This window comes from Neobacillus sp. YIM B06451 (genome assembly GCF_032667185.1).
GTDB lineage: Bacteria > Bacillota > Bacilli > Bacillales > Cytobacillaceae > Bacillus_D.
Window position 1 is genome coordinate 343678 of sequence record NZ_JAVFKJ010000001.1, and the last position, 19323, is coordinate 363000.

A 19323-nucleotide genomic window follows, 5' to 3' on the forward strand; every position below is an offset into this window, starting at 1 on the left:
ACGAAGGAAAAGTGTTTTTCTTTTCCGAGGAGCGCCTAGCCCCTCGAGGTCATAAGCTGGTTCCCTCCGGAGGGCAGGCCCGTCCTGCAGGCCCCGTCTTATGCTGGTCGGGGCTGACCAAGGCGCTTACGCATTTTGTTCTGGAATGGCAATAGAGCCGGCCGGATTGTGAAAAGGATGTGCGGATGATGATTGTGAGCATGACTGGTTTTGGAAGCTGTAAAAAAGAAACCGGAACCTTTTCCATACATGTTGAAGTCAAAACGGTTAATCATCGATTTTGTGAGTTTAGTTTCCGTATGCCCCGCTACCTGTTGAAGGCAGAAGACAAGTTTAAAAAGGCTCTTGGCCGCCATATCCGCAGGGGCCGTGCAGAAGTGCACATTTCCGTGGAAGGGGAAGGGCCCCACGAAAAGGTCCTTCGTGTCGATTGGGACCTGCTGGACGGCTATTACCGTTTTATTGCCGAGGCTGGTGCCAAATACGGGTTTGATTCCATGGAAGCCTTTAAGCATGTGCTTGGGCGGGAGGAATTCGTACATATTGAGGAACGGGAAAGCGGGAATGAGGAGCTTGAGGCCATGATTCTGGAGGCAATCGATGAGGCTGGGTCGATGGCGAAGCAAATGCGAATGGCGGAAGGTGAAGCACTGAAGGAAGATTTGTCCTCCAATTTGGCGCGTTTTCATGATATCGCATCAGAGCTGACAGTCTATGCTCCGTCCGTCGTTGAGCAATATAGGGAAAGGCTTGCCAAACGGATGTCGGAGTTGCTTGATGGCGGGGCTGATGAATCGAGGATTCTCGCCGAAGTAGCCCTGTTTGCAGATAAATCAGATATCAATGAAGAACTGGAGAGGCTGAAAAGCCATATCGGCCAATTCCAAGCCGCCTTGGATGAATCGGACCCGGTTGGAAGAAAGCTGGACTTCCTAGTTCAGGAAATGAACCGGGAGGTAAATACAATCGGGTCGAAGTCGAATGATTCACGTATATCCGAACAAGTTGTTGTACTTAAGAGCCTGCTTGAAAAGCTGAAAGAGCAAATTCAGAACATTGAATAGGAGCCCCGTTTTAGAAGGCATCCCAAGGGGCATAATGATAAAATTGATGACTGGAGAATGGGCATGAACATTAAATTGATCAATATTGGTTTTGGGAACATCGTATCCGCGAACCGGATCGTTTCAATTGTAAGCCCCGAGTCCGCTCCGATAAAACGGATTATTCAGGACGCCCGTGACCGCGGCTCACTTATTGACGCCACGTATGGAAGAAGGACTAGGGCGGTTATCGTCATGGATAGCGACCATGTAATTTTATCGGCGGTCCAGCCGGAAACGGTTGCGGGCAGGCTTTCGGACCGCGAAGATATAATGGATGAAGGGTAGGATAGGCCAAATGCAGGAAAAAGGATTGCTCATAGTGCTTTCAGGGCCATCGGGAGTAGGAAAGGGTACCGTTAGGAAAGAGATTTTTTCCCAGCCCGATACGTCTTTTGAATATTCCATTTCAATGACAACGAGGAGCCCCCGTGAAGGGGAAGTTCATGGGGTGGATTATTTCTTTAAATCCAGGGAAGATTTTGAAGAGCTGATTGCCCAGGGAAAGCTTCTTGAATATGCCGAATACGTCGGGAATTATTATGGGACTCCCGTTGATTATGTACGGGAAACACTTGATTCCGGAAAAGACGTTTTCCTCGAAATCGAAGTAAAGGGTGCCAAGCAAGTGAGGGAAAAGTTCCCGGAGGGGCTGTTCATCTTCCTCATGCCGCCCAGCCTTACAGAACTGAAGAACCGGATCGTCACGAGGGGAACGGAAACCGAGGACCTCATCAATAACCGGATGTTGACAGCGCGTGAAGAAATCGAAATGATGCATCTTTATGACTACGTTGTCGAAAACGATCAGGTCGATCTGGCCTGCGAACGCATCAAAGCAATCGTCACTGCGGAGCACTGCCGCCGTGAACGGGTTGAACAGCGATACATTAAATTATTGGAGGCGGAATAATTGTTATATCCATCTATCGATTCCCTGTTGAATAAGATTGATTCGAAGTACTCACTCGTATCTGTTGCTGCGAAAAGGGCAAGATACATGCAACAACACGGCGGCCTTCGCCTAGAAAAATATGTATCACATAAATTTGTCGGAAAAGCGCTTGAAGAAATTCACAGCGGCCAGCTAACCTACCGGGTCGGAAAAAAAGGGGAAACCCCCGCTGAATAGTAGGCTAATGCGTGCCGGCAAAACGGCTGCTAAGCTTTAGCATGGTTTTCATCGAAAGGAAATTGCAGATTGGGGCATGGCAATGGGAATATGTCAGCCCCTTTCTTAATGCTAAGGAATGAAGAAAATAGAACGCTGTTGATAACTACATCTTGCCTGTAATTGGATTAGGGGACAGGGAAGAAAGAACATTCCATCGATTTGACCAAACACAAGCGCCTGTTCCCGGGCGCTTGTGTTTTTCAAAAAAGAGCAATGATTGAATACTTTTATCAGGTGGGGCTTGAATAGATATGGCATTAAAATGTTTGTGTATCCGAGCTCTATCATTTTTTGATATAATAGGAACGAGTGTTCTTGTTTTGAGAATCATCCATTGAGGATGTTTTTGAATCTAATGTCAGTAGAGGCGGAGGGAATGACAAATGCTTGAAGGAAAGAAAATCCTGCTGTGTGTCACCGGAGGGATTGCGGTATACAAAGCTGCCGCGCTTACTAGCAAGCTTGTCCAGGCAGGGGCCCTGGTTAAAGTGATCATGAGCGAGTCAGCAACAAAATTTGTCGCGCCATTGACATTCCAGGCTTTGTCGCGGAATGATGTTTTTACCGATACGTTTGATGAAAAAATTCCAGGCGCCATTGCGCATATCGAGCTTGCGGATTGGCCGGATTTGGTGATTTGCGCCCCTGCCACCGCAAATACCATCGGGAAGCTTGCTGCCGGGATTGCCGACAACATGGTTACAACCACCCTCCTTGCTTCCAAAGCGCCCGTCTGGGTTGCGCCTGCAATGAATGTCCATATGTATGGGCACCCTGCGGTTATTAGGAATATTGAAACACTCCATCAATTCGGTTATAGGTTCATCGAGCCAAGCGAAGGCTTCCTTGCCTGTGGATATGTCGGCAAAGGCCGGCTTGAAGAACCTGAAAGAATTGTGGAACTCGCGGCAGGATTCTTCAGAGAGGAAAAAGGAATACTGGCAGGCAGGACGGTCCTTGTCACAGCAGGTCCGACCCGGGAAAGGATTGACCCGGTCCGCTTCATATCGAATGACTCGAGCGGCAAAATGGGCTATGCGATTGCCGAGGAAGCCATCCGCGAAGGAGCGAAAGTAATTCTTATATCCGGGCCGGTCGGAATCGAGCCGCCGAAAGATGCTCTTGTCGTACGGGTCGAAAGCGCCGAGGAAATGTACGAAGCGGCGCTCCGCCATTTTGAAGATGCTGATATTGTTATTAAATCAGCTGCTGTATCCGATTACCGCCCGAAAACAGCCTACGCGCATAAAGTTAAAAAACAGCCTGGGAATGAAACAATCGAGCTTGAAAGGACCAAGGATATCCTGATGGAACTTGGAAAAAGAAAAACCCGCCAGGTGCTCGTTGGCTTCGCGGCTGAAACAAACAATGTGGAAGAATACGCAACACGAAAGCTTGTTTCAAAAAACGCGGATATCATCGTTGCAAATGATGTCATGGCTAGCGGCGCGGGTTTTGGAACCGATACGAATATCGTGACATTGTTCATGCGGGACGGTTCAATTGAAAGCCTGCCACTCATGACGAAGAATGAAGTAGCAAAAAGGATTTTAAAGGAAGCTTCCATCCTGGCAGAGGGGGCGGTTAAATGAATATTGCGAGTGTTATCGTTGATGTGCCTGCGAAACAAACGGACAAGCCATTTGATTATAAAATCCCCGATAAATGGGCCGGTGCGATTGTCCCCGGCATGAGGGTCATCGTTCCGTTTGGGCCTAGAAAGGTTCAGGGCTTCGTAATTGGCCTAAAGGACCATTCGGAATTCGATAGCCTAAGAGAAATCCAGGAACCAATGGATTTGGTTCCTGTTTTAAACAACGAACTCCTCGCCCTTGGAAACTGGCTGACAGAAAAAACCCTCAGCTTTAAAATATCCGCTTTTCAGGCGATGCTGCCAGCAGCCTTGAAAGCAAAATACAATAAGAAAGTTAAGCTCGCCCAGGGAGCAAGCATAGAGGAACTTCCGGAAAGCCTCCGCCATTATTTCGAAGGCGGCAAGGCAATTGGCTGGGAAGATGCCGTAAAGGGCGGGCTTGTTCCTGTACTGCAGAAAGAAGCGGCGGCCGGGACCGTCGAAGTCCTATACGAAGTGCGGGAACGGCTAGGCAAAAAACATATCAAATATATCTTTCCCCTTCTTCCGCCTGGACAGTTGAAGGAAGAGTACGATGATTTATCCAAAAGGGCGCCGAAGCAAAAGGAATTGATCGATTATTTCATAAACAATCCGGAGCCGGTTGAGACAAGGAAACTGTCCGCAGAACTCGGGTATTCAGCATCAGCGATAAAGGCCCTCATCGACAGGGGAGCCCTTGGCGAAAAAGAGCTCGAGGTTTACAGGGATCCATATGAAGACAGGGATTTTCCAAAAACGGCTCCTCTTGAGCTTACTCCCAGCCAAAGAGCCGCCATTTCACCAGTTAAGGCCGCGATTTCGGAAGTGCGCCATGAAGTCTTCCTGCTGTATGGAGTAACCGGCAGCGGAAAAACGGAAATCTATTTGCAATCAATTCAGGATGTGATTCAAAAAGGAAAGGAAGCAATCGTCCTTGTTCCGGAAATTGCCCTAACCCCACAAATGGTCGAGCGGTTTAAAGGAAGGTTCGGGGCGGAAGTTGCCGTCCTTCACAGCGGACTCTCCGCGGGTGAAAAATACGATGAATGGCGCAAAATCCAGCGCCGCGAAGTTAAGGTGGCCGTCGGAGCGCGGTCAGCGATATTCGCCCCATTTGAAAACCTTGGGATCATCATTATTGATGAGGAACATGAAACGAGTTACAAACAAGAGGAAATGCCGCGCTACCATGCAAGGGATGCGGCGATCGAAAGGGGAAGGAGGCATAATTGCCCGATTATCCTCGGAAGCGCCACCCCTTCGCTTGAATCGTTCGCGCGGGCGCAAAAAGGCGTTTACTCCCTGCTGGCGCTGCCGGACAGGATGAATAACCAGCCGATGCCGGAAGTCGAAATAGTGGACATGAGGGAAGAAATGCGTTCCGGAAACCGGTCGATGTTTTCACGGAAGCTTTTTGAAAAAATTGAAGACAGGATTGAAAAAAAGGAACAGATAGTTTTGTTCCTCAATAAACGCGGCCACTCCTCTTTTGTTATGTGCAGGGACTGCGGCTATGTCATGGGGTGCCCGCATTGTGATATTTCACTGACATACCACCGAAAAAATGAGCAGATGAAATGCCATTACTGCGGATATGAAACCCACGTTCCCCTTCAATGCCCGGAATGCCTGAGCGAACACATTCGCTACTTCGGAACAGGTACGCAAAAGGTCGAAGAGGAATTGGGAAAGCTCCTCCCCCATACCCGCGTTGTAAGGATGGATATGGACACAACCGGCAGGAAAGGGTCCCATGAAAGGCTTCTGAAGGAATTTTCGGAAGGGCGTGCCGATATCCTTCTCGGCACGCAAATGATTGCCAAGGGCCTGGATTTTCCAAATATCACGCTTGTAGGCGTCCTCTCCGCGGATACGATGCTGCACATACCGGACTTCCGCTCGGCGGAAAAAACGTTCCAGCTGCTGACCCAGGTTAGCGGGAGGGCAGGCCGCCATGAGCTTCTCGGAGAGGTCGTCATCCAGACATACACCCCCGAGCATTATAGCATCGAGCTGGCAGGAAGCCAGAACTACGACCTTTTTTACCAAAGGGAAATGATGTCGAGAAAGGTCCATAAATACCCGCCGTTTTATTACCTCGCCCTAGTAACGGTAAGCCATGGCCAGCTGATGAAGGCGGTCACGGTCACGGAACAAATCACCGCGTTCATAAGGGCGAGGGTTTCAGAGGACGCTGTCGTGCTCGGTCCGGTTGCATCCCCAATTCCGAGGATCAATGACCGGTACCGGTATCAGTGCCTCATAAAATACAAACGTGAGCCGTCCCTCCCCGAAAACCTGAAGCATGTCATTGACAGGTTTCAAAAAGAGGAAGGGGCCGGTGGCCTGCAGGTGTCGGTCGACATCAATCCATACTTGTTGATGTAACCCAAGCGTCTACCTAGCCTTCCAAGGCACGGGGAAAAAGGGATTATCAGGTTCTTTTTTTGGTAAAAGTAATATTAAAGTAATTGGAGGAACAATCTTTGGCAATTCGCAAACTAGTGTATTATCCAGCAGAAATCCTGGAGCAGCCCTGCAGCGAAATCAGCAAGTTTGATAAAAAGCTCGGGAAACTGCTTGATGATATGTATGAAACAATGATGGAATTCGATGGCGTGGGCTTAGCCGCCCCTCAAATCGGGCAGCCTGTCCGCGTTGCCATTGTTGATGTCGATGACGAAACTGGAACGATTGAAATGGTAAATCCCAAAATAATATCCTCTTCCGGGGAACAAACGGGAGCGGAGGGATGCCTTAGTTTTCCCGGCCTTTACGGGGAGGTTACCCGGCCCAACCATGTAAAAATCGAAGCACAGGACCGGAAGGGAAGGCTCTATTCCCTTGAGGCGGAAGGATTCCTCGCAAGAGCCATCCAGCATGAAATCGACCACCTTGATGGTGTCCTGTTCACGTCTAAGGTGACACGGTATTTGAAGGAAGATGAACTTGAGGGAGTTGAAAGTGAATGACGAAAATAGTTTTTATGGGAACTCCCGATTTTTCGGTACCGGTCCTAAGGCGATTAATAGAGGACGGCCATGAAGTAATCGCGGTTGTAACCCAGCCTGACAGGCCAGTTGGCAGGAAAAGGGTACTTACTCCGCCTCCGGTAAAAGTGGAGGCCGAAAAGCATGGGATACCGGTCCTTCAGCCCGAAAAAATCAGGTTGAAGGAGGAGTACGGAAAAATTATCGGCCTTAATCCCGATCTGATTGTCACCGCGGCATTCGGACAGATTTTACCCAAGGAGCTACTTGAGGCGCCAAAATATGGCTGCATCAACGTCCATGCTTCCTTGCTTCCGGAGCTGCGCGGGGGAGCCCCTATCCATTATGCGATAATCCAGGGTAAGGAAAAAACCGGAATAACCATTATGTATATGGTTGAAAAGCTAGATGCTGGCGATATCCTCACCCAAGTGGAGGTTCCTATAACCGAAACCGATACAGTTGGAACGCTTCATGACAAATTGAGCAAAGCGGGTGCTGAGCTATTATCAGACACGATGCCGAAGCTCCTTAGTGGGCAATTGGAGCCAATCAAACAAAATGAGGATAAAGCGACGTTCGCATACAATATTAAAAGGGAAGAAGAACGGATTGACTGGACCAAAACGGGGGAAGACATTTACAACCAAATCAGGGGAATGAACCCATGGCCGGTTGCATATACGACGCTTGACGGTACAGTTGTAAAGCTGTTGGCCGCCGAAAAAGTTACGGGAAAGGGAAAAACAGAGCCAGGAAGAATTGTTGGATTGGAAGAGGATGGCATAACGGTTGGAACCGGGAACGGAACCGGAGTAAAGATTACCATGCTGCAGCCTTCAGGAAAAAAGCCGATGGATGCCAGCCAATTTTTACGAGGTGCCGGAGCAAAACTGCAGCCTGGCCAAAAATTCGGCGAATAACACCGGTGCTTTCCGGGTTGGACTGAAAGGAGAGAAGGGCGTGCTTTATTGCCCGTAAAAATGGCGGCAAAAAGGAAAAATGTGCGGGAGACAGCTTTGGATCTCCTGGAAGCAATCGAAAAAAACCAGGCATACAGCAATTTGCTCCTGCACCATACAATTGAGAAAAACCAGCTTCCCCAGAAGGATATTGGCCTTTTGACGGAGCTTACATACGGAACCCTTCAAAGGAGCATGACACTTGATTATTATCTGGCGCCTTTTTTGAAAAATCCGAAGAAAATTGAACGCTGGGTCATTCACCTTTTAAAGGTTACCGTATACCAAATGGTCTATCTCGATAAAATACCGGACAGGGCCGCTATATATGAAGCAGTTGAAATCGCGAAAAAACGGGGGCATAAAGGAATTGCTTCCATGGTAAACGGGGTATTGAGAAGTATCCAGAGGGAAGGAATTCCTTCCCTTGAACAAATCGGGGACCGTTCAAAAAGGCTGGCGATTGAAACAAGCCATCCGGAATGGCTCGTCAAAAGGTGGATCAGCCAATTCGGATATGAGAAGACGAAGGAAATGTGCGAAATCAATTTGACGGCCCCGCTTCAAACAGGAAGAGTCAATCTCTCCAAAATTTCACGGGCCGATTGTGTTGCGCTTTTGGAAGAGGAAGGGTATATGGTGGAAGAAAGCCCTGTCATCCCTGAGGCGGTCAGGTCCCTGAAAGGAAATCTCGCATCTTCCAAAGCATTTAAAGAGGGACTTTTGACAATCCAGGACGAAAGTTCCATGCTTGCTGCATACGCTCTTGGTGCGGAGCGGAATGAAAACGTCCTTGATGCATGCGCTGCACCAGGAGGGAAAAGTACCCATATTGCCGAAAAGATGGCTGGAACAGGAAAAGTCGTTTCTCTCGACCTTCATGAGCATAAAGTAAAGCTAGTTCGGGAAAATGCCGAAAGGCTTACGTTACCTAATATTGAAACGATGGCGCTTGACAGCCGCAACGCCCAGAGTAGGTTCGAACCTGAAACTTTTGACCGGATCCTGCTCGACGCCCCATGTTCGGGCCTGGGCGTCATGCGGAGGAAGCCCGATATGAAATATACGAAAAAAGAGGAAGACCTTGGCAGACTAGAAAAAATCCAGCAGGAACTCCTCGATTCGGTTGCCCCACTGTTAAAAAAAGGTGGAATTCTTGTCTACAGTACGTGTACAGTAGATGAAGGAGAAAACCATCGCAGTGTAACGGAATTTCTGAAAAGGCATCCCGAGTATGAACCAGATGGCGCGCTTGCTGACAGGATGCCTGAGGCAGTCCACCCGTTGGTCAATGGCTGCGAACTTCAAATCATGCCACAGGACTTCGGGTCTGATGGGTTTTATATTGCAAGTCTACGAAAGAAGGTGTAACGGATGGAACCGAACAATACAGCAAAGAAATCTAATTCCGAAGAACAGCAGAAACCGTCCATATACTCGCTCCAGCTTCACGAATTGAAGGAATGGCTAACCGCGCAAGGGGAAAAGCCATTCAGGGCCGAGCAGATTTTTGAATGGCTTTATAATAAGAGAGCTGTTTCCTTTGAAGAAATGAGCAATCTTTCTAAAAGCCTCCGGGAAAAACTAGAAGAAAATTTCAATCTGACAACCCTCACGACGGCTATCCAGCAAACCTCGGCTGACGGGACAATCAAATTTCTTTTCGAACTGCATGATGGCTATTCGATTGAAACGGTGCTTATGCGCCATGATTACGGGAATTCGGTTTGCGTTACAACGCAGGTTGGCTGCCGAATCGGATGCACATTTTGCGCGTCGACACTTGGCGGCCTGAAACGGCACCTTGAAGCAGGCGAGATAGTGGCCCAGGTCGTTAAAGTCCAAAAGGCGCTCGACGAAACGGGTGAGCGGGTAAGCTCTGTCGTTATAATGGGAATAGGCGAGCCGTTCGACAACTATGACAATATGCTTTCCTTCCTGAAAATCATCAACCATGACAAAGGGCTAAATATAGGAGCACGCCACATCACCGTCTCCACAAGCGGAATCATCCCGAAAATATACCAGTTTGCGGATGAGAACATGCAGATTAATTTCGCCATTTCCCTCCATGCCCCGAATACGGAGTTAAGAAGCAGGCTAATGCCGATAAACAAGGCTTACAAACTTGATGACTTAATGAAGGCTGTAAGGTATTATATCGATAAGACGGGAAGAAGGATTAGTTTTGAATATGGCCTGTTCGGGAAGGTGAACGATCAAATCGAACACGCCGAAGAGCTTGCCAACCTTTTAAAAGGGCTTAAATGCCACGTAAACCTTATCCCAGTCAATTATGTTCCGGAACGGGATTATGTAAGAACTCCGAAAGACCAGATTTTTGCGTTTGAAAAAGCCCTTAAAAATAGGGGAATCAATGTAACCATCAGGCGAGAGCAGGGGCATGACATCGATGCGGCATGCGGACAGCTGCGGGCCAAAGCCCGCGAGGAGGAGTTGAAAAGCTAGATGAGAGCGGTCTATATGACTGACCAGGGGAAAATTAGAAGCCATAACGAGGATAACGGGGGGATTTTCGTGAATGGCGATGGCTACCGCCTGGCCATCGTAGCGGATGGCATGGGCGGCCATCGCGCCGGGGATGTTGCCAGCGGGATGGCTTTGACGGAGTTGAAAAACTTTTGGGAGAATTCAAGAGGGATTAAGGTTCCCGACCAGGCTGAACGCTGGCTGAAGGAGCACATAGGCCTTGTTAACGGGGTGATTTTCAGGCATGCCCGCGCAAACAAGTCGTGTGATGGCATGGGGACGACCATCGTCGCCGCCATCATGCTCGAAGATTCCGCAACAATCGCCAATATTGGCGACAGCCGCTGCTATATTCTCAATGAATCTGGTTTCAGAAAGATAACGGAGGACCATTCCCTTGTAAATGAATTGCTTCGCTCCGGGCAAATTTCAAGGGAGGATGCTGAAAACCATCCGCGAAAAAATGTCCTGCTCAGGGCGCTTGGCACGGAGGAAAAAGTCGAGATGGATGTCAGCACTATCATGTTTGAAGAAGGCGACGCGCTTTTGCTTTGTTCCGATGGCCTTTCCAATAAGGTAAGTGAAAACGAAATGGCGGAGGTCCTCTCAAGCGGGGATTCGCTTGAAGAAAAAGCCTCCAGGCTGATTTCCCTTGCCAATGAATACGGTGGGGAAGACAATATCACCTTGGCGATTGTCGAGTTTGCCGGAGTCAGCGAGGGTGATAGCTAAATGATGATTGGAAAACGCGTTAGCGGGCGCTATAAGATTCTTGATGCCATAGGCGGCGGAGGGATGGCGAACGTTTACCTCGCACATGACATGATCTTGGACAGGAATGTCGCAGTCAAGATGCTCCGCCTTGATTTTGCCAACGACGAGGAATTCATCCGGAGATTCCACCGGGAAGCACAGTCTGCGACCAGTCTCGCCCACCCCAACATTGTCAATATTTACGATGTCGGCGAGGAAGAAGACCTCTATTATATCGTTATGGAATACGTGGATGGGCAGACCCTGAAGCAATACATACAACAATTCTCCCCGCTCAGGGTGGAAGCGGCCATCGAGATTATGAAACAGCTGACCTCCGCGATTGCCCACGCCCACCAGAATCACATCGTCCATAGGGATATAAAGCCACAGAACATACTGGTCGACAGGCAGGGGAACGTTAAGATAACCGATTTTGGCATTGCGATGGCCCTCAGTTCGACAAGCATTACACAAACCAATTCGGTCATGGGTTCAGTCCATTATTTGTCTCCTGAACAAGCGAGAGGCGGCATGGCCAATAAAAAGTCGGATATCTATTCACTCGGAATCGTAATGTTTGAACTGTTGACCGGCAGGCTTCCGTTTTTTGGGGAGTCGGCGGTTTCCATTGCTCTGAAGCACCTCCAATCCGAAACTCCTTCGGTTCGGAGATGGAATCCAGACATTCCGCAAAGCGTGGAAAACATTGTTTTAAAGGCAACCGCCAAAGACCCTTTCCTTCGCTACGACAGTGTTGAGGAAATGGAAGACGACCTGCGTACTTCCCTTTACCCGGAGAGGATTAACGAGCCGAAATTTGTCATACCCCAAGACAATGAAGCGACAAAAGTGATTCCGATCATTACCGCGGATCAGCATCTGAAAAACCTGGATGAAACAATCGTCCATGCCCAGGAAAAGGAGAGCGCCGTGGAATCCACCGGGCAGCAGGAAAAAGTAGAGAAGAAACGGAAAAAATGGCCGATCATCCTTGTGTCCACATTCGTGGCACTTGTGCTCCTGGGAGTAATGACGATAACTGTCTTCCCGGCAATTTTCGGGGCAAAGGACGTAGAAATCCCGGATGTTCGCGGGGGGACCCTCAACAATGCCATATCCGATTTAAAAGATGCTGGGTTTGCCATTGGTGAAACGAGGGAAATACCTGATGATCTCGTCCAGCAAGGGCTAGTGGTAAAAACTGACCCGCCTGGCGGACATACGGCCAAAGAGGGGGCGAGGATTGATCTCTTTGTCAGCTCCGGGAAAGAAAGGTACGAACTGTCGGATTACACAGGAAGGCCTTTTAAAGAAGTAGAAGAGCTTCTTAAAAAAGAAAAATTCAAGAATGTCCGCGCTATCGAAGAACATGATGAAAGCGATCCCGGGACAATCCTTAAACAGAGCGAACCAAAAGGGAAACTTGTAGTTCCAGAGGAAACCGAGATGGAGTTCGTTATTAGTAAGGGGCCAGAAAAAATTACACTCCGCGATTTACGGGAGTATAATGAAAAAAGCCTTGCTGATTACGCGGAATCTACCGGATTGAAGGTAAAGATGGCTGAGCCGGTCTATGATGAAACGATTGCAAAAGGGCTAGTTGTCTCGCAAACTCCTCCTGCCGGATCGGAACTTTACAGAGGGGATACAGTCACTGTCGTGCTTTCAAAAGGGAAGGAAGAAATCCTGCCCAAAAAGATCCGGAGGGAAATAACCCTTGAATATGATCCGGAAGTACCCGGCCAGCCGCAGGAGTACCAGGTTTATATTGATGATGCTGTCCATACAATGACGGAACCGGCTGAAACAGGCGCGATTACATCCACCGAAACAATTGTTATCGAACTCCAGGTGCCTTACGGTAAAAAAGCGGGCTACCAGGTCATCCTCGACAACAGGGTCATCGATAATTACACTGTATCCTATGAAGATGCCGAATAGTTTGCGGAGGGCTGGAGGAATTCCAGCCCGCCTACTCTTGGAGAAAACGATAAATCAAGGAGTGTGTATATGCCTGAAGGGAAAATTATTAAGGCATTAAGCGGTTTTTATTATGTTGTCCACAATGGAACGGTTACGCAGTGCAGGGGGAGGGGCGTTTTTCGGAAAAACAAAATTACGCCTCTTGTCGGGGATGATGTTGTTTTCCAGGCGGATAATGAACAGGAAGGGTACATCCTCGAAGTCAAGGAGCGGAAAAACGAGCTTATCAGGCCTCCAATCGCTAATGTTGACCGGGCTTTCCTCGTCTTTTCCGCCGTTGAACCGACATTCAGCCCAGTCCTTCTCGACCGTTTTCTCGTTCTCGTCGAGTACAACCATATTGAACCAATCATTTGCGTTACGAAAACCGATCTAGTGACCGAAACTGAACTAAAAGAGATTGAACGTTATGCATCCGACTATCGGTCCGCGGGTTATGAAGTGATCCTCGCTTCTTCGGAAACAGAGACGGGAATCGAGCAGCTCCATCCCCACCTCGAAGGGAAAATTTCTGTTTTCGCGGGCCAATCCGGAGTGGGGAAGTCATCGCTATTGAACGTACTTCGCCCGGGGCTTGAACTTAAAACGAGCGGCATTTCAAGCCATCTTGGCCGAGGCAAACATACGACGCGCCATGTCGAGCTAATCGAAATCGGGGACGGGCTTGTAGCAGATACACCAGGCTTCAGCTCGCTGGAATTCCAGGAAATCGAAGCTAGCGAACTCGGTTCATGTTTTCCGGAGATTTCACGGGCAGCCGAAAACTGCAAATTCAGGGGCTGCCTCCATGTAAAGGAGCCAAAATGTGCGGTAAAGGCCGGGGTTGAGGAAGGCGCAATCCCTCAGTACCGCTATGAAAATTATTTAGATTTTTTACAGGAAATTAAAGATAGAAAGCCGAGGTATTAGTTATGGTAAAAATAGCACCTTCTATCCTCTCAGCCGATTTTTCAAGGCTTGGCGAGGAAATTAAAGATGTCGAGCGTGGGGGAGCGGACTACATCCATGTTGATGTAATGGACGGCCACTTTGTTCCGAATATTACAATCGGTCCGCTGATTGTCGAGGCAATCCGCCCGGTAACGGACCTTCCGCTCGACGTTCACCTTATGATTGAAAACCCAGACCAATACATTGAGGCGTTTGCGAAAGCGGGAGCGGACTACATCACAGTCCATGTTGAGGCGAGCCGCCATCTTCATAGGACAATCCACCTAATTAAAAGCTTTGGCATTAAAGCAGGCGTAGTCCTTAACCCGGCGACTCCCGCTGAGTCGATCAAGCATATCATTGAAGATGTCGATATGGTCTTGCTTATGACCGTTAATCCAGGATTCGGGGGGCAAAAATTCATTCAGGGGGTCCTGCCGAAAATCCGTCAAGTAAAAGCGATGGCTTTGGAGGCCGGCAAGGAACTTGAAGTTGAAGTTGACGGCGGCGTGAATGCCGAAACCGCCAAGCTATGCATTGAAGCGGGCGCGACGGTCCTTGTTGCCGGTTCGGCCATCTACGGACAGGAAGACAGGGCAAAAGCTATTGCGGACATCCGCGGTTAACAAGTTCGAAATTATAGCCAGCTTTTATGCTGGTTTTTTTCTTTGATCCGCATTGCTGAAGGGGAAATTTAAAAACGCCGCTTTGAAAGTCGGAGGAGGTGCTCATTTGATTATTAATATTGTAGGAGGCGGCCCACGGGCATATATTCCTCCGCTTCGAGGGTATGACGAAGGCCAAGCGAGATGGATAGGGGTCGATGGGGGCACGGCGGTGTTGCTGGAAAACAGTATTATGCCTGATGCCGCATTCGGCGATTTCGATTCTGTCACCAAAGAAGAATTGGCGGAATTTGAAACGGCTATTCCCAATCTAAAAAAGTACAAGCCCGAAAAAGACGAAACCGACATGGAGCTTGCCCTTTCCTGGGCGATTGGACAAAAACCGGACATCATCCGTATTTTCGGCGCTACTGGTGGGCGAATTGACCATTTCCTTGCCAATATCCAGCTGCTTGAAAAATACGCCTTAGAAAAGCAAACCTGTGAAATCATCCTAATCGATTGTTCCAATAGTGTTTCCGTGAAGCTTCCGGGACTCTATCAAATTGAAAAAGAGAGTGGCAAAAAATATATTTCCTTCCTCCCTGGCTCACAGAATGTAGAAGGCTTGACATTGAATGGGTTCAAATATCCCCTGGAAAATCGATATGTTCCTAAAGGTTCCACACTTTGTGTCAGCAATGAACTAATTGAGGAAACCGGTACTTTTTCATTTTCCAAAGGCATATTAATAGTCATAAGGAGCAATGACTAATCTGTTCTCCGGTTTAATGTACTTATTTATAATGAGCGGAATATCCTAAATAAGAGTGCAGGTAAAGATTGAGCCGTGTGAAAAGGTGAGGAGGGGCACTATGAAATTTTATACGATCAAACTGCCGAGATTCCTGGGTGGGCTTGTCCGGGCAATGATTGGGATGTTTAGAAAAGGCGAATGAGGAAAATGGATGTTACAGCACCCTTGCAAAAGGGTGTTTTTCCTTTTTAGTACCATTTTTTGTAAATTAGCAGAAACAAAAAAACAGGCACCAAATGGATGCCTGTCCCTGAACAGCATTATACGCGTTCTACTTTGCCGGATTTGAGCGCCCTTGCGGATACCCAAACACGTTTTGGCTTTCCGTCTACAAGAATGCGGACCTTTTGTAGGTTGGCGCCCCATGTACGCCTGTTAGCGTTCATAGCGTGAGAACGGTGGTTGCCAGTTGTAGTTTTCTTGCCTGTGATAACACATTTGCGTGGCATATTGTTTCCCTCCTTAACATCCATAAGCGAGTACTTTTCTATTGCATTTTCGCCAATTCCGGTTTCGTCCGGAGCGGGGAAAAGGAATCTGTCCCCGTTTCTAAAAGATACTTTAATAATTTATCATACAACGATACTGATTGCAATAGATGAAACGAAAGCTTTCAAGAAAAAAACCTTGACATCAAACAGAAGTTGATGCTGTATAATAAGCATGGCAGTATAACTTTCAAAATAGGCTGGACTATAGTAAAATGGCTTTAGCAAATGAGCAATTACCAAAAGGGGGAACGTTCATGTCCATCGAAATGAAGACGAAGTTCGGGCAAATTGATATTTCAAACGAAGTGATCGCGACCATTTCAGGCGGTGCGGCGGTAGACTGCTATGGGATCGTAGGGATGGCTTCGAAGAACCAAATCAGGGACGGACTCACTGAAATCCTTAGGAAGGAAAATTTCACGCGGGGTGTGATTGTCCGTCAGGAAGAAAGCCAAGTACATATTGATATGTACATTATCGTCAGCTACGGAACGAAAATTTCCGAGGTTGCCCACAACGTGCAATCGAAAGTAAAATATACCCTAGAAAAAACGGTTGGCTTAACGGTTGACTCGGTAAATATTTACGTCCAGGGAGTTCGTGTAACGAACCCGTAGTGAGGAGGAAGCATCAGTGTCAATGAAAGCGTTAAACGGTATACAACTTGCGGAAATGGTTATTCAGGGTGCCAACCACCTTGCAGCGAATGCGAAGCTGGTTGACTCCCTGAATGTTTTTCCTGTGCCGGATGGCGATACCGGAACGAATATGAACTTGTCAATGACATCCGGGGCGAAGGAAGTCAAAAACAATGTTCAAGAACATATCGGCAAGGTCGGAACAGCACTTTCTAAAGGTTTGTTAATGGGTGCCCGCGGAAATTCCGGAGTCATCCTGTCACAGCTGTTCAGGGGATTTTCCAAAGCAATCGAAACAAAATCGTCCATAACCGGGAAAGAATTCGCTGCCGCGTTAGAAACGGGTGTCGAAACGGCCTACAAGGCTGTCATGAAGCCTGTTGAAGGAACAATCCTGACAGTGGCAAAAGACTCCGCGCGAAAGGGTGTCCAAGCTTCAAAATCAACTGATGATATCATTCAAATCATGGAAGCGGTACTTGCGGAATCAAAAGCATCCCTGAAGAGGACGCCTGACCTACTTCCTGTCCTGAAGGAAGTAGGGGTGGTGGACAGCGGCGGCCAGGGCCTTGTTTTTGTCTATGAGGGATTCCTTGCCGAGCTTAAAGGAGAGAAACTCCCTGATTCACCTGAATCGATGCCATCGATGAACGAACTCGTCAATGCCGAGCACCATAGGAGCGTCCAGTCCCATATGAACACTGAGGACATCGAATTCGGGTATTGCACTGAATTTATGGTGAAATTCGAGGCGGACAAGCTGGCAGCCAAACCGTTTAAAGAAGATGCATTCCGCCGTGACCTCAGCCAATATGGCGATTCGCTCCTAGTCATTGCCGATGAAGATGTGGTAAAGGTACATATCCATTCCGAGCAGCCCGGTACAGTTCTGAGCTATGGACAGCGTTACGGGAGCCTAATCAATATCAAAATAGAAAACATGCGCCAACAGCATTCTAATATTATTGGTGAAACACATACGCCGCTTGTTACCGCGAACGCGCCAAAAGAGCGCCGGGAATATGGGGTCGTTACCGTATCCATGGGATCCGGCATTGCCGAATTATTCAGGAGCATCGGTGCCCATTCCGTCATTGAAGGCGGCCAGACGATGAATCCGAGCACCGAGGATATTGTAAAGGCGATTGAGGAAGTCAATGCGGATAAGGTATTCATCCTTCCTAACAATAAAAATATCATTATGGCAGCCCAGCAGGCCGCGGAAGTAACAGGTTCAAAGGCAGTTGTCATCCAGTCAAAGACTGTGCCACAAGGACTTTCAGCTTTGCTCGCGTTTAATCCTGGAGCCGATCTGGATACAAACGAGGCTGCGATGTCCGAGGCGATGCGGCATGTTAAGACCGGCCAGATTACCTTTGCCGTCCGGGATACGTACATTGACGGGCTCGATATCGAAAAAGGCGACTTCATGGGCATCAACGAAGGGAAAATAATTGTAAAAAGTAAAGAAAAAGTCGCGGCGGCCCAGGAGCTGCTTGCAAAAATGCTTGATGATGAATCAGAAATCCTGACTATCCTTCAAGGCGAGGACGTTATTGAAGAAGAAACCGCAGCAATCGCTTCGTTTGTCGAGGACAATTTCGGGGATGTCGAAATTGAAATCCATAATGGCGAGCAGCCGCTGTATCCTTTCATTTTTGCAATCGAATAGCCGACTTAACGAAAAAGGCATTCTGCCAATACAGGCGAATGCCTTTTCTTTATTTTCCAGTTCGGCCACAATGAAAAGAATTTGTCAAAATACAAAACAATTCGTTAAAATAAAGTGAACCTTCCATCAGCGGTGGGTTTCCGCTGATGGTTAGGTGAACCAATCGGACCTTTAGGGACAGTTGCCCAAGGGGCTTACTGTCCCTTAAGAGTGGGGTAAAGTGAACCTTCCATCGGCGGCGGTCTTCCGCTGATTCCGCTGGATTATAGCCAAGGCGGGGAGTAAGGCGGAGTATGAACCCCGATTGGTTCAACTAGGTGCTTAAAAGCGAAGGGACATTTTCACTGTAGCCCGCCAAGGGGATACAACACGGCTTTCTAAAATACAACGGGTTCGGCCCGAGCTGATAAAGGGGAATGGATTATGAAATATAAAAGTGTATTTGATATCATCGGCCCGGTCATGATAGGGCCATCAAGTTCACATACAGCTGGCGCGGCAAGGATTGGCCGAGTTGCCAGGAACCTGTTTGGCAGGGAGCCGAAATGGGTGAATATTTCACTCTATGGCTCTTTTGCAAAAACATACCGCGGCCATGGTACCGATGTAGCGCTAATAGGCGGTTTGCTAGATTTTGATACCGATGATCCGAGGATTATCCAGGCGATAGACCTTGCGGAGGAAAAGGGAATCAAACTGAGATTCATAGAGGAAGACGCGATAACTGATCACCCAAACACAGCAAGGATCATTATCGGTGACGACAAGGGAGAGCTTGAACTTGTCGGCATTTCAATCGGTGGAGGAAAAATTGAGATTACCGAACTGAACGGCTTCGAATTGAAGCTTTCAGGGCATCACCCGGCCATTCTCGTTGTCCATAATGATAGATTCGGCGCGATAGCCAATGTTGCCAATGTCCTGGCCAGCCATCAGATTAACATCGGGCATATGGAGGTTTCCAGGAAAGAAAAGGGTAAGATGGCACTAATGACAATTGAGGTTGACCATAATATTGGGCATCATATCCTTGATGAAATTGAAAAGCTTCCGAATATCCTGAAAGTAACAAAAATTGTCGATTAGATAAAAAGGGG

General features: G+C 48.1%; 20 protein-coding genes. 19 read left to right on the forward strand and 1 reads right to left on the reverse strand.

Annotated features, from left to right (window positions below; translation table 11 throughout):
* Positions 1 to 188: 188 nt before the first annotated feature.
* The 16 genes from RB160_RS01620 (at position 189) to spoVM (ending at position 15567) form a co-directional block, all read left to right on the forward strand.
* Positions 189 to 1064 carry a YicC/YloC family endoribonuclease gene (locus RB160_RS01620; RefSeq protein ID WP_316569041.1) on the forward strand — a complete coding sequence of 292 codons (876 nt, stop codon included), beginning with the start codon at positions 189 to 191 and terminating at the stop codon, positions 1062 to 1064.
* A gap of 63 nt (positions 1065 to 1127) precedes the next feature.
* Entirely contained in the window at positions 1128 to 1391 is a 264-nt protein-coding gene (gene remA / locus RB160_RS01625; protein ID WP_316568462.1) for an extracellular matrix/biofilm regulator RemA, read from the forward strand.
* A 10-nt stretch (positions 1392 to 1401) separates the two neighbouring features.
* Positions 1402 to 2016: a guanylate kinase gene (gene gmk / locus RB160_RS01630; RefSeq protein WP_316569042.1), complete on the forward strand. Its 615-nt coding sequence runs from the start codon at positions 1402 to 1404 to the stop codon at positions 2014 to 2016.
* A complete protein-coding gene (gene rpoZ, locus RB160_RS01635; RefSeq protein ID WP_316568463.1) occupies positions 2017 to 2235 on the forward strand; it encodes a DNA-directed RNA polymerase subunit omega in 219 nt (72 codons plus the stop codon).
* A gap of 425 nt (positions 2236 to 2660) precedes the next feature.
* Positions 2661 to 3869 carry a bifunctional phosphopantothenoylcysteine decarboxylase/phosphopantothenate--cysteine ligase CoaBC gene (coaBC, locus tag RB160_RS01640; protein WP_316568464.1) on the forward strand — a complete coding sequence of 403 codons (1209 nt, stop codon included), beginning with the start codon at positions 2661 to 2663 and terminating at the stop codon, positions 3867 to 3869.
* Positions 3866 to 6280 carry a primosomal protein N' gene (gene priA / locus RB160_RS01645; RefSeq protein WP_316568465.1) on the forward strand — a complete coding sequence of 805 codons (2415 nt, stop codon included), beginning with the start codon at positions 3866 to 3868 and terminating at the stop codon, positions 6278 to 6280. Before coaBC ends, priA begins: the two co-directional genes overlap by 4 nt.
* Positions 6281 to 6378: 98 nt before the next feature.
* On the forward strand, positions 6379 to 6864 hold the full coding sequence (gene def / locus RB160_RS01650; RefSeq protein ID WP_316568466.1) for a peptide deformylase: 486 nt from the start codon (positions 6379 to 6381) through the stop codon (positions 6862 to 6864).
* The gene (gene fmt, locus RB160_RS01655) at positions 6861 to 7805 is read left to right on the forward strand and encodes a methionyl-tRNA formyltransferase (RefSeq protein ID WP_316568467.1); all 945 of its coding nucleotides are present in this window, start codon (positions 6861 to 6863) and stop codon (positions 7803 to 7805) included. The genes def and fmt overlap by 4 nt, the downstream gene beginning before the upstream one ends.
* Positions 7806 to 7865: 60 nt before the next feature.
* Positions 7866 to 9215, forward strand: coding sequence for a 16S rRNA (cytosine(967)-C(5))-methyltransferase RsmB (gene rsmB / locus RB160_RS01660; protein WP_316569043.1), 1350 nt, complete (start codon positions 7866 to 7868; stop codon positions 9213 to 9215).
* Positions 9216 to 9218: 3 nt separating this feature from the next.
* The gene (gene rlmN, locus RB160_RS01665) at positions 9219 to 10313 is read left to right on the forward strand and encodes a dual-specificity RNA methyltransferase RlmN (RefSeq protein ID WP_316568468.1); all 1095 of its coding nucleotides are present in this window, start codon (positions 9219 to 9221) and stop codon (positions 10311 to 10313) included.
* Complete coding sequence (locus tag RB160_RS01670) at positions 10314 to 11066, forward strand: Stp1/IreP family PP2C-type Ser/Thr phosphatase (protein WP_316568469.1); 753 nt, start codon at positions 10314 to 10316, stop codon at positions 11064 to 11066. It begins immediately after the preceding gene.
* A complete protein-coding gene (pknB, locus tag RB160_RS01675; protein ID WP_316568470.1) occupies positions 11067 to 13031 on the forward strand; it encodes a Stk1 family PASTA domain-containing Ser/Thr kinase in 1965 nt (654 codons plus the stop codon).
* Between the two features lie 69 nt (positions 13032 to 13100).
* Complete coding sequence (gene rsgA / locus RB160_RS01680) at positions 13101 to 13982, forward strand: ribosome small subunit-dependent GTPase A (protein WP_316568471.1); 882 nt, start codon at positions 13101 to 13103, stop codon at positions 13980 to 13982.
* Between the two features lie 2 nt (positions 13983 to 13984).
* Positions 13985 to 14629, forward strand: coding sequence for a ribulose-phosphate 3-epimerase (gene rpe / locus RB160_RS01685; protein ID WP_316568472.1), 645 nt, complete (start codon positions 13985 to 13987; stop codon positions 14627 to 14629).
* Between the two features lie 106 nt (positions 14630 to 14735).
* On the forward strand, positions 14736 to 15383 hold the full coding sequence (locus RB160_RS01690; RefSeq protein WP_316568473.1) for a thiamine diphosphokinase: 648 nt from the start codon (positions 14736 to 14738) through the stop codon (positions 15381 to 15383).
* Between the two features lie 100 nt (positions 15384 to 15483).
* A complete protein-coding gene (gene spoVM, locus RB160_RS01695) occupies positions 15484 to 15567 on the forward strand; it encodes a stage V sporulation protein SpoVM (protein WP_048824436.1) in 84 nt (27 codons plus the stop codon).
* 118 nt (positions 15568 to 15685) lie between these two features.
* Here spoVM and rpmB read toward each other — a convergent pair whose 3' ends face one another.
* The gene (gene rpmB, locus RB160_RS01700) at positions 15686 to 15874 is read right to left on the reverse strand and encodes a 50S ribosomal protein L28 (RefSeq protein WP_316568474.1); all 189 of its coding nucleotides are present in this window, start codon (positions 15872 to 15874) and stop codon (positions 15686 to 15688) included.
* 296 nt (positions 15875 to 16170) lie between these two features.
* Between rpmB and RB160_RS01705 the strand changes: the two genes are divergently transcribed.
* From RB160_RS01705 to sdaAB, 3 genes are all read left to right on the forward strand, one after another.
* Entirely contained in the window at positions 16171 to 16533 is a 363-nt protein-coding gene (locus RB160_RS01705) for an Asp23/Gls24 family envelope stress response protein (protein ID WP_316568475.1), read from the forward strand.
* A 22-nt stretch (positions 16534 to 16555) separates the two neighbouring features.
* Positions 16556 to 18226 carry a DAK2 domain-containing protein gene (locus RB160_RS01710; protein ID WP_396954658.1) on the forward strand — a complete coding sequence of 557 codons (1671 nt, stop codon included), beginning with the start codon at positions 16556 to 16558 and terminating at the stop codon, positions 18224 to 18226.
* Positions 18227 to 18649: 423 nt separating this feature from the next.
* A complete protein-coding gene (gene sdaAB / locus RB160_RS01715) occupies positions 18650 to 19312 on the forward strand; it encodes an L-serine ammonia-lyase, iron-sulfur-dependent subunit beta (protein ID WP_316568477.1) in 663 nt (220 codons plus the stop codon).
* The last annotated feature ends 11 nt before the right edge of the window (positions 19313 to 19323 follow it).

What these genes read in the sequence shown, in the direction of transcription:
- coaBC (WP_316568464.1), top strand. Translation starts at nt 2,661, where the DNA reads ATGCTTGAAGGAAAGAAAATCCTGCTGTGTGTCACCGGAGGGATTGCG.
- RB160_RS01705 (WP_316568475.1), top strand. Translation starts at nt 16,171, where the DNA reads ATGTCCATCGAAATGAAGACGAAGTTCGGGCAAATTGATATTTCAAAC.
- gmk (WP_316569042.1), top strand. Translation starts at nt 1,402, where the DNA reads ATGCAGGAAAAAGGATTGCTCATAGTGCTTTCAGGGCCATCGGGAGTA.
- fmt (WP_316568467.1), top strand. Translation starts at nt 6,861, where the DNA reads ATGACGAAAATAGTTTTTATGGGAACTCCCGATTTTTCGGTACCGGTC.
- sdaAB (WP_316568477.1), top strand. Translation starts at nt 18,650, where the DNA reads ATGAAATATAAAAGTGTATTTGATATCATCGGCCCGGTCATGATAGGG.
- spoVM (WP_048824436.1), top strand. Translation starts at nt 15,484, where the DNA reads ATGAAATTTTATACGATCAAACTGCCGAGATTCCTGGGTGGGCTTGTC.
- rpmB (WP_316568474.1), bottom strand. Translation starts at nt 15,874, where the DNA reads ATGCCACGCAAATGTGTTATCACAGGCAAGAAAACTACAACTGGCAAC.
- remA (WP_316568462.1), top strand. Translation starts at nt 1,128, where the DNA reads ATGAACATTAAATTGATCAATATTGGTTTTGGGAACATCGTATCCGCG.
- RB160_RS01620 (WP_316569041.1), top strand. Translation starts at nt 189, where the DNA reads ATGATTGTGAGCATGACTGGTTTTGGAAGCTGTAAAAAAGAAACCGGA.
- rlmN (WP_316568468.1), top strand. Translation starts at nt 9,219, where the DNA reads ATGGAACCGAACAATACAGCAAAGAAATCTAATTCCGAAGAACAGCAG.
- rsgA (WP_316568471.1), top strand. Translation starts at nt 13,101, where the DNA reads ATGCCTGAAGGGAAAATTATTAAGGCATTAAGCGGTTTTTATTATGTT.
- RB160_RS01670 (WP_316568469.1), top strand. Translation starts at nt 10,314, where the DNA reads ATGAGAGCGGTCTATATGACTGACCAGGGGAAAATTAGAAGCCATAAC.
- RB160_RS01710 (WP_396954658.1), top strand. Translation starts at nt 16,556, where the DNA reads ATGAAAGCGTTAAACGGTATACAACTTGCGGAAATGGTTATTCAGGGT.
- rsmB (WP_316569043.1), top strand. Translation starts at nt 7,866, where the DNA reads ATGGCGGCAAAAAGGAAAAATGTGCGGGAGACAGCTTTGGATCTCCTG.
- rpe (WP_316568472.1), top strand. Translation starts at nt 13,985, where the DNA reads ATGGTAAAAATAGCACCTTCTATCCTCTCAGCCGATTTTTCAAGGCTT.
- pknB (WP_316568470.1), top strand. Translation starts at nt 11,067, where the DNA reads ATGATGATTGGAAAACGCGTTAGCGGGCGCTATAAGATTCTTGATGCC.
- priA (WP_316568465.1), top strand. Translation starts at nt 3,866, where the DNA reads ATGAATATTGCGAGTGTTATCGTTGATGTGCCTGCGAAACAAACGGAC.